Here is a 13,979-nt window from a genome sequence, read left to right on the forward strand (position 1 = left end):
AAAATCTACATTTGATATTTAGAACATGAAGAAGCATAAGCTGACCGTTTTTGTCAGCTTATGCTTCTTTTTACATGTAATAACTACTACAGCTCTCCAATTACTTTCGTTAGCTTTTGAAGCGCTGATAAAAGGTTTGTTAATTCTTCAAGAAAAAAAACTGCTGTCTATAAAATATAGACAGCAGCTTTTTTACATGCTCATTTTGTAATTAATAAACAGCGATTGGCCCATAAGGACCCTTGATAATTTCTATTCTTGTTTCAAAAATATCTGTCAAAAGTGTTGAGTCCATAACCTCTTCTACTGTTCCAAAAGCAGCAATTTGTCCATCTTTCATTGCACAAATTTTGTCAGAGTATTTAGCTGCAAAATTTATGTCATGCATAACAGTCAAAATTGTTCTTCCAAATTCATTAGCCGCACGTCTCAAGTGCTCCATCATTTGAACAGATCGAGCAACATCCAGGTTATTTAGCGGCTCGTCCAAAAGTACATATTCAGTCTCTTGGCACAATACCATCGCTACATATGCCCTTTGTCTTTGACCACCAGAAAGCTCATCTAAATATCTATTCTCTAAATTAGTTAAATCTAGGAAGTCGATATATTTAGAAATGATAACTTCATCCTCTTTCGTTAATCTTCCCTTTGAATAAGGAAAGCGCCCAAATCCAACTAATTGTCTAACAGTGAGCCTCGTTACAAAATGATTTTCTTGTCGCAATATAGTCAAAACTTTTGCTAAGTCTTTTGATTTAGATTCAGAAACATCCATATTTGCTACCTGGATTTGACCTTCGTCCATATCTAAAAGTCTACCAATCATCAAAAGTGTCGTTGACTTTCCAGCACCATTTGGTCCGATTAAAGAAGTAAAGCCTGCTTTTGGTATTTCAATATCCAAAGGTCCTATTTTTACCTTATCCGTATAGAACTTTTTAACATTATCAATTTTTATCATAAAGCCCTCTTCCTTAAAACTATAGTTAAGAATATGATTCCACCGAATAATTCAATAATAACTGAAACTACACCTTGAGCATGGAATACATGATACATTAAAAAGTATGCGCTCGTCATTATTAAAAATCCTATAGCAAAAGCCATCGGAAAAATATATCTATGATCATAAGTTGACGCTGCCTGATAACTCAAAGTTGCCACTAAAAAGCCGTAGAAAGTAAGTGGCCCAATTAGAGCTGTTGAAATGGACATTAAAATAGCTACTAATACAAGCGTATAAATTACACTAGGTTGGTATTTAACTCCAAAAGAAGTAGCAACATCTTTTCCTAGTGACAAAACATTCAAATTCTTAGAATGAGCAAAAATTAATACCGCTACAATTATGATCATAGGAATTACAATAGGAAAATATGCAGGATCTGCATGATTAACAGAACCAAATAATCTTGCTTGTAAGATATCAAATTCTGAAGGCGCAAGTAGTTTTCTCATGAAAGTTGACACAGAATTTAGCCCGGTACCAATAATAATTCCAACTAAAAGCATAAGTTGTAAATTCCCGTATTTACCGGAAAGTAACCATCCATAAAGTATCAAACTCATGAAGACCATAACAACAACTTGGAATAAAAATGATCCAATTCCATTAAAATTTATTAACGCACTAGCACCAAAGAAGAATACTGTACTCGTTTGAATTGCTGAATAAAGTGATTCGAAACCTAAAAGTGAAGGAGTAATAATTTTATTATTCGTAATAGATTGGAAAGCAACTGTCGACAAGCTATGGCAAACCGCAGCAATAATCATTGCAACAATAGCTACTATCCTTCTCTTAACGACTGGGATAAAAGAAGGTGAATCTATCGGAACTGGATTGTTATAAACTAAAAGTCCATATGAAGAAAGAAGACCTAAAGTAATCAATGTTATCAGTAAAATCCAATAACGTCTTGCTTCCTTCTTAGACCGAAAAGCGCTAGCTGATCTACTTTCATTATGAAGGCTAGAATCGATTTCGACATTTTCTTTTTTTCTATATTCTAATGTGATCATCGTAGCCTCCTTGGTTTTCTTTGTCTCAATAAAATAGTAATAAACACGACTGCTCCCACTGTTGCAAGTATTAAAGAAACAGGTAATTCAAAAGGCTGAATAATTGTTCGAGAAATGATGTCACAGGCAGTTATTGATCCCATTCCGATGACACAAACCCAAGGTAAATTACTCCTAAGATCATCACCTCTAAACATTGAAACGATATTTGGCACAATTAATCCTAAGAAAGGTAAGTGTCCAATAACAGCTGCAACAATTCCAACTGCAACAGAGATAAGAGCAGTCCCAAAAAGAACAATTCGATTGTAATTAACTCCAAGACTTGTTGCGACATCTTCTCCTAGTCCAGCTAAAGTCAATCTATTAGCATACATAAAAATAAGAAAAGTAATGATAACAATCAGCCATAAATATTCATATCTTCCCACCTGAATGTTAGCAAATGAACCTACAAACCAAGTTTCAATACTTTGCGTCTTTTGAAAAAGGAGTCCTAAAAAAGTAGACACTGCAGAAATTACTGCTCCAAGCATCAATCCAATAATCGGAACAATTAAAGACGAACGAAGCTTAACTCTTCTTAAAAATAGAAAGAAAATCATAGTTCCTATAAAAGAAAAAATGATTGCACCAGTCATTCTTTGAACTAAAGTCGGGGCAGGAAATAATAAATACACAAAAAGCAGGCCTAAGCCTGACCATTCAATAGTCCCCGTTGTAGTCGGTTCAACAAAGCGATTCTGTGTAATGAGTTGCATTACGAGTCCTGCCATCGCCATCGCAGCTCCAGTAAGCATTAATGCAGCTGTTCTCGGAACACGAGTGATGAAAAACATCTCTGTCCCGTCCTCTTGTCCACGTATATCATAAACTCCAGTAAACAGTGATATAATCCCTAAAATTATAACAACTATAATCGCTATTATAAAAGGTTTTGTCCATAATTTATTGTGATTATAAAACTGGGGTTGAGAAATATTCTCAACCCTAGAAATTATATTTTTTGACACTGTTTCGTACCCCTTTACACTACTTAGCTAAAGTTTTTGCCATATTTCCAAATAACTCTATATAAGTTTGAATTGATTCATTTGTGTAAGTATCTTCTGGTGCATAAATAACTTGTTTCTTAGAAATAGCAGTTGTATTTTGAAGAGCAGGTGATTTAGAAATAACATCCTTAGCAGGTGTTGACTTAGCTGCATCAGATGTTGCTGCATCACGATCTAATACGAAAATCCAATCAGGATTTGTTTGTGCAATAGCTTCAACAGAAACGTCATCACCTTTATGACCTGCAGTAGAATTAGAAACTTCTAACGCTGGAGTCCAACCGAAAATTTCATACATTGGTCCCCAAACGCGACCAGAATGTGGAGCAGCAAAACCAATATTACCACCAGTAACAATAACACTCATAACTTTATCTTTTCCGTTATAAGCAGATTTTGCTTTTTCAATAGATTTATCAAAATCAGCTACTAATTGTTTAGCTTCTTTATCTTTATTAAAGATTTTTCCTAAAGTAATTGTAGAATCTTTAAGTCCTTTTACTAAGTTTTCGCCAGGTTTAGTAGCTTTCTCAGAAACATCAAAATTAAGATCAATAACTGCTGCATTTGGTACTAATTTTTTGATTTCTTCGTAGTGGTCAGCAAATCTTTGACCAACGATTACAAGTTCAGGATTTGCAGCTGCAATGATTTCAAGATTTGGTTCACGGTGATTCCCAATATTTTGAACTTTTTCATCCTTTTTATATGCTGAATCAGCAGGCATAATATCCTTTGGAGCAGCCGCTAATTTAATTCCCCAATCAGCTAAAGTTTCAAACGTTCTATTATCTAAAGCAACTACATTCTTTGGATTTACAGGAACAGTAACCTTTCCATGTGCATCAGTGATTTCAACCGTTTTTGGCTTATCACTACTATTATCTTTAGTAGCTTTCGAAGTTTCTTTACCTGAATCTGAGCAAGCTACTAACATTAAAGTGAAAATTGCTAGAATACTTACTAATTTTAAAAGCATAGTTTTTTTCATACGTATACTCCTTATTATGTAATTTATTTCGAAAATGATAACGTCCATAGGTTGAATTAGATAGTAACTGCTATCCGCCTAAACCAATATTGATAATCATTTTCAATTGAACATCCTGTTAATTAGTATAATCATTAATTCTGTGAAAATCTTGTGAATGGTTTGAATTAATAAAACCAAGCATAAATTAAATATCAAAAGTAACATTTGAAATCCAGCACGTTGACTAACTATGGTTTTTCCTACAAAACCGGCTCATTAATAGCTAGTATTTTCATAATCCCTCGCCTGATAGAAATATACTTTTTACATCTTTTCATACTTCTCAAAAACTATTTGGTTATTGATTTAAAGAAAAAAACGAATAAAACTAAATGAAACGTTTTACTCGTTTTTTCTATTATCTTATTTCTATCATTCAATCATTGAATAACCTCTACCATGTATCGTTTGAATATATCTGTCTTTCTTCTCACACTTTAACTTTTTTCTTACATATCCAATATATAAGTCTACTACATTTGGATTTACTACTACGTTATATCCCCATACTTGATTCAAAAGCATTTCACGGCTCAATATTGTATTTTTATTCTTAATTAAAAATACAAGTAAATCGTACTCGCGCTTAGTAAGTGAGAGATTTTTACCAGCTTTTTTCACAATATTGCTAGATGCATCAACAAAGAGATCTTTAAACTGAAAAAAGGTTGTTTCATTTTGCTGGTTACAGTCACTTCTCCTTAAAATAGCTTGCACCCTTGCTACTAGTTCTTCTTTCGCAAATGGTTTTCTTATATAATCATCAGCTCCTGCTTGTAACCCTGCCACGCAATCCTTACTAGAAATATTGTCAGTCACAATAATGATCGGTGTCATTTTAACAAGTCGTATTTGTCTGCAAATTTCCGGCCCGGATATGCTTAATGAATCCCAATCTAATATGATAATATCCCAATCTTGTTCATATATTATATTTAAACCTTCGTTTTCATTGTGAAGTTTTAAAATGAAATGGCCTTCTTCGGTTAAACCGCTTACGATTTTCTTTGCTAAAGACCGTTCATTTTTAATTACTAACACCTGCCTCACCGATGGTTCACCTCTACTTCAATATAACTTAGTTACATAAAAAATCATCTCAAAAAAATAATTTAAGTTTTATAAATGTTAAATTCCTAAAAAAGCCATTATAACAGCTTATTAGGAGAACTCTATATAATCTTACAATAGGTATGGATAAAAACACAAAACATATGAAGATTTAAATACATGTTGTTTAATCATTAAGGGGCACCTCTCCTTCTCGATCAACATAATCATTTTATAAAACTACAAAACAAAATACGGTATTTTTTCTATTACTTTAAATCTAGAAATCAAATCACTCTGGAGTTTTCTGAATATTATGGGAGGATGTAAATACTGTGAACACAGTATATTTAGTGTTTAATTAACCTTATAATAAAAAAACAGCGTGCTAAATTAATTTGAAAGGTGCAAAAACATGATTACAAATCAACAATTAGTCATAAACAATTTGGAAGAAAAATTAAAAGTATTTACCCATGCTGTTAGTGCAGAACTTACAAAAGAAGAAGATTTCATCATAGCAAATACAGACATTCCTACCGATACATTCAATGTAGTATTGCCGAAATCTCCAAATATCAAAAATGCAGGTAAGATTAGACATGGAATCGATAATTTTTCATATAAAAAATATCCCTTTAGTATTTGGATTGATGCTCAGTATTTAACCGAGGATTGGACTAAACTTATGCAAGAATATGACCTAGAAGAAGCGGAACGTAATGTGATGATGAAGCTTGAAAATACTCTTAATGTTGGTCAAAGAATTTCCGATCAACTTATGATTACTAATGTAAAGAATAATGAAGAACTTTTAAAATATATAGACGTATTCATGAGCTTATTTGAGGGTACACCAGAAAAAGACGCATTAGAACGTTATTTTAATAAGTTTTCTCAAGTAAAATTAGGTTCAGAAGTTCAAATGTTTATTGGATGCATAGATAAAATGCCTGTAACTACTGGTTTATTAATAGAAAGCAAAGATAGTTATGGTATTTATGATGTGATGACAAAAGAAACATTTAGAGGTAAAGGAATTGGCAGTGAAATGTTTCAATTTCTTCTAAATCAAACAACGAATAAACAAAAACCAGTTGTATTACAGGCTTCAGATGATGGGAAAAATATCTATAAGCGATTTGGATTTATGGATGTTGGAGAAATGGTTGTATTTGAATAAGGAGTTTTCTTATTCAGCTAGAGGGCAGGATTGTTGAGCAACATAGATGGGAAATGATCCAACTTTTTATAAAAAAATAAGCTAATGGAAAATATTAAAGACGTGTTTTGAACAATCTTTTTTCAAAACACGCCTTTTTCTTTTTTGTTTATCAAGGTTATTTGCTTAATTTGAACAAACCTTATTCTAAAACAACATTAATTAAAATTCCTTCCAAGAAGCATATCTTTGCATAACAAAAAAGGAAGCATAAACCTGCATTTTATGCAAAGTTACGCTTCCTGTTATATACAAAATAAAAAACCACCAAATATGTATTGGTGGAGACGGTGGGAGTCGAACCCACGTCCAAAAATATCGGCACTTAAGCTTCTACGAGTGTAGTCGATATATTAGCGTTTCGCGAACTCTTCGGCCTATCGACAGGCTTCCAAGTTGCTAGTCTGGTTGTTCTCTTCCTTTGTCCTCAGACGGCGAACTCCGGCGTAGTCCACTTAGTTTGAGTCCCTTACCCTACCACATGGACGATGGAGGGAGGAACCTTTAGTGCAATTAAGCAGCTAAAGAAAGATTGTTTTGTTTGCCAATTATAGGCTTTGACGTTTTAACGAGGCCGATCCCCTCGACTCGCAACCTAAGCTCGAACTATCCCTGTCGAATCCGTAACGTCCCCATGATAAAAATGGAGCATACGAAGAAAATTTCGTGATAGCTACTAAGAGCTGTTTTTCAATGTGCAACAATCTTACATAAGTTATTATAACATACGCGCGCCGTTTTACAAATGTAAATATCTGTATTACATCTTTTGGCGATCACGGAACGCGCGTGCAATTTCACGTTTAGCTTCTTTCTCTTTTAAATCGTGACGTTTATCGTATTGTTTCTTACCTTTTGCTAAACCAAGTGCCATTTTCGCAAATCCATTTTTCAAATAGATTCTAACTGGAACTAGTGCATATCCTGTTTCTTTTGAAGCACCCGCTAACTTCTCAATTTCTTTTTTATGAAGAAGTAACTTTCTCGTGCGAAGCGGATCGTGGTTGAAACGATTCCCTTGTTCGTACGTACTAATATGCATATTATGAACCCATACTTCACCATTATGTACACGAGCAAATGCATCTTTCAAGTTCACGCGTCCAGCGCGAATCGACTTAATTTCCGTTCCTTGAAGGACAAGCCCTGCTTCGTATGTTTCTTCGATGAAATAATCATGAAATGCTTTTTTATTTTGTGCAATAACCTTACCTGAACCTTTTGGCATATAACGTCCCTCCTCTATTTTTACTATTGTAACAAATGTTAATAAAAAGCGAAAGTGGCTCGTTCAGAATGTGGGGTGGATGGAGCTTCTGACCTTGAGGCGTTCTTTGCCTCTCGGGAAGGAGCGAAGCCGCCGAACATTCTAGCCACTGTAGCTGGATTCTATAAAAAGCGAAAGTGGCTCGCTCTCAAGCCACCAAGAAAAAAGAAAAAGCCTCGCTTTTCATCAAAGCGAAGCCATCCTTTTCTTACTTACGCTTTTTCTTTTTCTTCTTGAATCCTGGTACGTTTTCGAAGAATGCTTTTTTCTTCTTACCGTTACCATCTTTTTTCCCTGGCTGGCTAGCGGATGCGGATGCAGATCCTCTTCCTTTCCCTTTGCCACCACGGTCAAATTTTCTTCCTGTGCCACGTTCTCCGCCGCGCTCATTACTACGCTCGCTACGTCCACCGCGTTTCTTTCTGCCTGTTCTTGGCTGTTCGATAACGACTGGGCGGTCTTTGAACTTACGACGAGGCGTACCTTTCATACCAACGATTTCAAAGTCAATTGCACGCTCGTCTTTGTTTACGTTAATAACGCGAATTGTAATTTCGTCACCGATGCGGAATACGTTACCTGTACGTTCTCCAATCATTGCGAAATGCTGCTCATCATAACGGTAGTAATCATCCGTTAAGTAGCTAACGTGTACAAGACCTTCAATTGTATTTGGAAGCTCTACGAATAAACCGAAGTTTGTTACAGAGCTAATCATACCGTCATACTCTTCGCCGATCTTATCAACCATGTACTCTGCCTTTTTCATTTCGTCTGTTTCACGTTCTGCTTCAACAGCACGACGTTCCATATTAGAAGAGTGTTCTGCAATCTCAGGTAATTTTTCACGCCATTTTGCTTGCGTTTCATTGTCGACTTTACCGTTAATGATGTATTCACGAATTAATCTATGAACAATCGTATCTGGATAACGACGAATTGGTGATGTGAAATGCGTGTAGAACTCCGTTGATAAACCGAAATGTCCTAAGCTATCTGCATCGTAACGTGCTTGCTTCATTGAACGAAGCATAACTGTTGAAATGACTACTTCTTCAGGCTGTCCTTGAACCATTTCAAGAATTTGTTGCAGCGCACGAGGATGCACTTCATTCGCACGTCCTTTTACCGCATATCCGAAGTTCGTTACAAACTCGAAGAAACGCTCTAACTTATCTTCTTTCGGATCTTCATGGACACGATACATGAATGGTACGTTCATCCAGTGGAAGTGCTCTGCTACTGTTTCGTTCGCAACAAGCATAAATTCTTCAATTAACTTCTCTGATACAGAACGATCACGCATGACAACATCTGTCGGTTTTCCTTCTTCATCCACTAATACTTTCGCTTCTTTAAAGTCAAAGTCGATTGCACCGCGGCGCATACGTTTTTCACGTAAAATTTGTGCTAATTGCCCCATCTCTTTAAACATCGGCACTAACGGTTCATAACGCTTAATTAGCTCTTCGTCCTCATCTTCTAAAATGCTTCTTACGTCAGCATACGTCATACGCTCTGTCGTTTTAATTACACTTTGGAAAATCTCGTGTTTGACAACGTCACCTAAGTTGTTGATTTCCATTTCACAAGATAACGTCAGACGGTCTACTTTCGGATTTAATGAACAAATACCGTTAGATAGACGATGTGGAATCATCGGAATTACACGGTCAACAAGATACACACTCGTCGCTCTTTCCGCTGCTTCTACATCAATTGGAGAACCTTCTTGAACGTAATGGCTTACATCCGCAATGTGAACGCCAAGCTTATAGTTACCGTTCTCGAGCTTCGTTACTGTAACAGCATCATCTAAATCTTTCGCGTCTGCACCGTCAATTGTTACGATCATTTGGTCACGTAGGTCACGGCGATCTTTTAAATCTTCTTCTGAAATCGTTTCTGGTACACTGTTTGCATGTTCCATCACTTCTTCAGGGAACGCTAAAGGCAAGTGATGTTTATGAATGACAGATAAAATATCTACTCCTGGATCATTTTTATGACCTAGAATTTGAATAACTTCACCTTCTGCACTTAAACGATTCTCTGGATAACTCGTAATTTTCACAACTACTTTATGACCTTCTACAGCGCCCATTGATGCGCTTTTCAATACGAAAATGTCACTTGTCCAACGTTTATTGTCAGGTATAACAAATCCAAAGTTTTTCGATTCTGTATATGTACCAACTAATTCTTTCGTGCCACGCTCTAAAATGCGTACAATGGAACCTTCTTGACGCGAACCGCTCGATTGGGAACTAAGGCGTGCTAATACTGTATCGCCATGAAGTGCACCGTTTAACTCTGTAGGCGGGATGAAAAGATCATCATCTCCTGTTTTCTTCTCGTCTGGTACAACGAATGCAAAGCCACGTGCATGTCCAATTAACTTACCACGTACTAAATTCATCTTTTCAGGAAGACCGTAACGGTTGCTACGAGTACGAATAACAAGCCCCTTTTCTTCCATCGTTACAAGTGCCTTTACGAAATCTTTGAAGCCCTCAGAACCTTCAATCCCAAATGCCTCTTCTAACTCTTGTATCGTTAGCGGTTTATACGCTTCTTCTCTCATAAATAATAACAACTTATCAATATGTTCTTGTATGATTTCTTCCAAGCAAAAATACCTCCTTTAAAACCTTATATTATTTAGTGTATCCGAAAGATAGGGGATGTATAAAGTGAAACTTCAATACTCCCCTTATGATTTTTACAGTTTTCACAAAAAATTCCTTATGAAAAAAAGAGGCAACTAGATCTTACCAATCTAGTTGCTCCAAGAAGTTATATACATCCTCATGTAGCTCGTCACGCTGCTTATCAAGTGTAATGACATGCGTAGAGTCTTCATACCATTTAATGTCTTTTAACGTTGATTCTACACCGTTATAAATAATGTTCGCACTATCTGTATTAATCATTTCATCATGACGCGCTTGTACAACAAATGTTGGTGCATAAATCATGTCCACATTGTTACGTACGTCAGCAATTAATTGTTGTAATGCTTTTAATGTATTCATCGGTGTCTTTTGGAATTCCAACATTTCTTGTTCGATTTGCTCTGGTGATTTTTGCTCACGTTTTTTATATTCGCGGGCATATGCCAATATACCTTGGTACATCGTTTCTTCACTCTTAATATACATTGGTGCACACATTGGTACTACACCTAAAACCGGTACTGTATAACCTAATTTTAGTGAAAAAACTCCGCCAAGTGACAATCCAACGACAGCAATTTTCTCAAACCCTTTATCTTTTAAAAGCTGATATGCTTCCGTTACATCTTGCCACCAATCTTCAGGACCTGTATGAACAAGCTCTTCTGGTGGGACACCGTGCCCTTTATAAATTGGCGCATGACAAGTGTAGCCTTTCTTTTCTAAGAAACGCCCTAACATACGTACATCAGCTGAGTTTCCTGTGAATCCATGTAGTAATAAAACAGCGCGGTCTCCACCCTCAAATGTAAATGGTTTCGGAGATGCTAATTTCATCATGTACTTCTCCTCTTTCTCTTCTGTAATCTAGTCGTATTCTTTCTATATCTAGTGTACCATATTTGTATTTCTATAATCTAATTAGAAACATCTTTCAAATGGCAAAACAAAAAAAGAAGAACCATTAGTACATCTTACTAACGCTTCTTCTTTCCATTCTATAAGTTTAAGTACGTAACACCAATTGTTAATGCGAAGAACAATACAGCTAAAACAATTGTAATACGGTTTAATACCGCTTCAATTCCACGTGCTTTTTGCTTACCAAATAATTGCTCTGCACCGCCTGAAATTGCACCTGAAAGGCCTGAGCTATTACTAGACTGCATAAGTACCATAACAATCATTAAAATCGATACAATAATAAGTAAAACGGATAATAACGTATGCACTTGGCGTACCTCCTACAAAAATTCAGTTATTGTAACTGTAGCATAAATTCTATAGAAAAGCGAGAGCTATAAGGTTGCTCTCGCTTTTCTTCTCTTACATGAACATCATTGCAAATAACGGCCCGAGCAAACATGTCAAAATGGCTGTTAATGTCATTGTTACCGATCCAATAACACCTTCATGTTCATTATTTTTCATCGCTCTCATCACGCCCATAATATGAGAAGCACATCCAAATCCGATTCCTTTACCAACTGAGTTTGTAACACGGCTCCATTTTAATAAAAGCGGTCCAGTAATTGTTCCTGTAATACCTGCAATAACAACGAAAGCTGCTGTTAATGACGGTACACCACCAACTTGCTCCGAAACACTCATCGCAACTGGCATTGTCACCGATTTTGGTAAAGAAGATAAAATTAAGCTTTTATCTGTTCCCATAAGTGAGGCAATAGCAAAGTCACTTGCAATAGCAACTGTTGTACCTACTAATACACCACCCGCAATCGGTACAACATACTTTTGCAGAACGTGACGTTGTTTATAAAGAGGAATTGCAAATGCTACAACACCGGGTCCGAGCAGCTTTGCAATCCAGCCGCCGCCACTTTCCATATAATGTTGATACGGTATATCAAGCACGATTAATAAGAAAGCCATTAATCCTGTTGCTACAAGCATTGGAATGGTGAATGGTGTTGGAAATAATTTATAGATTTTTTTAGATAATTGATATAATAGCACCGTAAAAAGAACCCAACCAATTCCGATTAATATTTGACTCATCGCGACTCTCTTTCCTTTCTATTCGCAAGATATTGTCCTGTATGTCCTGCGACAATAATAATTAAAAATGTACTCGCTACAACTGTAATGAAAAGAGAAATTCCTTTACTCATAAAAAAAGCACCGTAATTCATTAGGCCAAGCGTTGGCGGAATTAATAAAAACGGCATAATAGCAACGAGTGTTTCTGCTCCTAAATCGAACCATTTCACTGGAAGAACTTTTAGGCTAAGTAAAACAAGTAAGAGGAACATTCCAATCAAACTTCCTGGGATTGGAATATTTAGCATTTCTTGTACCCACGTTCCAACCATATAAAAAACGTAAAGAGCAGCAATTTGGACAAGAATTTTTGTAAATTTCATGTTCATCATCCCTCTTGTTTATACGATCTTCTGTTAATATCTTTATCATAGTATAAATTGTAAAAAGCTGCAATTTATCAACTTGACAGCAAAAAACGCCTATGTTATACGCTTACAACCTTGATATGACTACATTTCTAAATAAAAATTAAGTCAAAAACCTTGACCTAATATAAGAAGTTTTTATTTTCTGAATTTTAAAGGTTGTTATTTCAATAAAATAATCTTTTTATTCTTAAGCTTACATATATATAAAGAAGATAGGTGGTGAACATATGCCCAAAAAAGTTCTTATTTTTTGTGATCCTGGGATTGATGATACGATGGCTCTCCTCTTAGCATTCTTTATCGATGAAATAGAAATCATCGGCATCGTTGCTGATTACGGTAATGTTCCAAAAGAAATGGCCGTACAAAATGCTCATTTTCTTACGAACGAAACAAGGAATAGAAATATTAAAATATTTGGTGGATCAGAGCGTCCGCTTACTGGTGCCCCGCCCGCTTTTTTTACAGATGTACACGGGAAACAAGGGCTTGGGCCAATTATTCCAAATGGGAATGTGACTAACGGAGAAATGGAGAATTTCTTTGAAGTCATTCCTCTTATTGAACAGTATAAAGATGAATTAATCATTGTAAGTTTAGGAAGACTTACCTCTCTAGCAATTTTATTTATCATGTGCAAACAGTTAATGAAACAAATTAAATCTTACTACGTAATGGGCGGTGCCTTTTTACATCCTGGTAATGTCACCCCTATTTCCGAAGCAAACTTTTATGGCGATCCTACTGCTGCTAACATTGTTCTTCAATCCGCAGCTAACATGTACATATACCCGTTAAACGTTACCCAATACTCCATCATTACACCAGAAATGGCCGAGTACATTGAAGCAAAAGGTAAAGCCCCACTCGTCAAACCGTTATTCGATCATTATTACTATGGATATTATAAAAATGCCCTGCCAGATTTAAAAGGTAGCCCCTTCCATGACACAATGCCAATACTCGCTTTACTTGATAATTCTATGTTTACGTATCACAAATCACCTATCGTTGTCATGGCAGAATCTTATGCACAAGGAGCAAGCATTGGAGAATTTCGTTCCTTAGAAAACCCTAAACCATTTATGGATTGGCCGAGTCATCAAATCGCAATCGATTTTGATTATAACCGTTTCTTTAAACATTTCATGTCACTTATGACTGATGAAGAATTTTAGCATAAAAAAACAGACCGTGATTTCTCACGGTCTGTCGTTATT

13 protein-coding genes and 1 other RNA gene are annotated in these 13,979 nt (G+C 35.9%); 2 read left to right on the forward strand and 12 right to left on the reverse strand.

Annotated features, from left to right (window positions below; genetic code table 11):
* Positions 1-211 precede the first annotated feature (211 nt).
* The 5 genes from AC0L0O_RS22955 to AC0L0O_RS22975 all read right to left on the reverse strand — a co-directional run bounded on the left by AC0L0O_RS22955 (position 212) and on the right by AC0L0O_RS22975 (position 5,163).
* On the reverse strand, positions 212-964 hold the full coding sequence (locus AC0L0O_RS22955) for a siderophore ABC transporter ATP-binding protein (protein WP_000590068.1): 753 nt from the start codon (positions 962-964) through the stop codon (positions 212-214).
* Positions 961-2,025 carry an iron chelate uptake ABC transporter family permease subunit gene (locus tag AC0L0O_RS22960; protein WP_000631249.1) on the reverse strand — a complete coding sequence of 355 codons (1,065 nt, stop codon included), beginning with the start codon at positions 2,023-2,025 and terminating at the stop codon, positions 961-963. Before AC0L0O_RS22960 ends, AC0L0O_RS22955 begins: the two co-directional genes overlap by 4 nt.
* Positions 2,022-3,038 (reverse strand): ABC transporter permease, encoded by a 1,017-nt coding sequence (locus AC0L0O_RS22965; RefSeq protein ID WP_000041820.1) that lies wholly within the window; start codon positions 3,036-3,038, stop codon positions 2,022-2,024. The genes AC0L0O_RS22960 and AC0L0O_RS22965 overlap by 4 nt, the downstream gene beginning before the upstream one ends.
* 19 nt (positions 3,039-3,057) lie before the next feature.
* Entirely contained in the window at positions 3,058-4,071 is a 1,014-nt protein-coding gene (locus tag AC0L0O_RS22970) for a siderophore ABC transporter substrate-binding protein (protein WP_000753444.1), read from the reverse strand.
* 414 nt (positions 4,072-4,485) lie between these two features.
* Positions 4,486-5,163 (reverse strand): response regulator transcription factor, encoded by a 678-nt coding sequence (locus AC0L0O_RS22975; protein ID WP_001982759.1) that lies wholly within the window; start codon positions 5,161-5,163, stop codon positions 4,486-4,488.
* 415 nt (positions 5,164-5,578) lie between these two features.
* Between AC0L0O_RS22975 and AC0L0O_RS22980 the strand changes: the two genes are divergently transcribed.
* The gene (locus AC0L0O_RS22980; protein ID WP_131371143.1) at positions 5,579-6,346 is read left to right on the forward strand and encodes a GNAT family N-acetyltransferase; all 768 of its coding nucleotides are present in this window, start codon (positions 5,579-5,581) and stop codon (positions 6,344-6,346) included.
* Positions 6,347-6,664: 318 nt separating this feature from the next.
* Here the strand turns inward: AC0L0O_RS22980 and ssrA are convergent.
* The 7 genes from ssrA to AC0L0O_RS23015 all read right to left on the reverse strand — a co-directional run bounded on the left by ssrA (position 6,665) and on the right by AC0L0O_RS23015 (position 12,711).
* Positions 6,665-7,019, reverse strand: a transfer-messenger RNA (tmRNA) gene (ssrA, locus tag AC0L0O_RS22985).
* A gap of 126 nt (positions 7,020-7,145) precedes the next feature.
* A complete protein-coding gene (gene smpB / locus AC0L0O_RS22990) occupies positions 7,146-7,613 on the reverse strand; it encodes an SsrA-binding protein (protein ID WP_001123905.1) in 468 nt (155 codons plus the stop codon).
* A gap of 247 nt (positions 7,614-7,860) precedes the next feature.
* The gene (gene rnr, locus AC0L0O_RS22995) at positions 7,861-10,281 is read right to left on the reverse strand and encodes a ribonuclease R (RefSeq protein WP_000391100.1); all 2,421 of its coding nucleotides are present in this window, start codon (positions 10,279-10,281) and stop codon (positions 7,861-7,863) included.
* A 142-nt stretch (positions 10,282-10,423) separates the two neighbouring features.
* Positions 10,424-11,164 (reverse strand): carboxylesterase, encoded by a 741-nt coding sequence (estA, locus tag AC0L0O_RS23000; protein WP_000761976.1) that lies wholly within the window; start codon positions 11,162-11,164, stop codon positions 10,424-10,426.
* A gap of 161 nt (positions 11,165-11,325) precedes the next feature.
* A complete protein-coding gene (gene secG / locus AC0L0O_RS23005; RefSeq protein ID WP_000557262.1) occupies positions 11,326-11,559 on the reverse strand; it encodes a preprotein translocase subunit SecG in 234 nt (77 codons plus the stop codon).
* Between the two features lie 94 nt (positions 11,560-11,653).
* Positions 11,654-12,346, reverse strand: coding sequence for an LrgB family protein (locus tag AC0L0O_RS23010; protein ID WP_000078306.1), 693 nt, complete (start codon positions 12,344-12,346; stop codon positions 11,654-11,656).
* Positions 12,343-12,711: a CidA/LrgA family holin-like protein gene (locus AC0L0O_RS23015; RefSeq protein ID WP_000673222.1), complete on the reverse strand. Its 369-nt coding sequence runs from the start codon at positions 12,709-12,711 to the stop codon at positions 12,343-12,345. The genes AC0L0O_RS23010 and AC0L0O_RS23015 overlap by 4 nt, the downstream gene beginning before the upstream one ends.
* Before the next feature lie 275 nt (positions 12,712-12,986).
* Here AC0L0O_RS23015 and AC0L0O_RS23020 point away from each other — a divergent pair, with 275 nt between their 5' ends.
* A complete protein-coding gene (locus AC0L0O_RS23020) occupies positions 12,987-13,937 on the forward strand; it encodes a nucleoside hydrolase (protein ID WP_131371150.1) in 951 nt (316 codons plus the stop codon).
* Positions 13,938-13,979: the final 42 nt, after the last annotated feature.

The sequence above is a fragment of the Bacillus sp. GS3m_15504 genome (assembly GCF_055825275.1).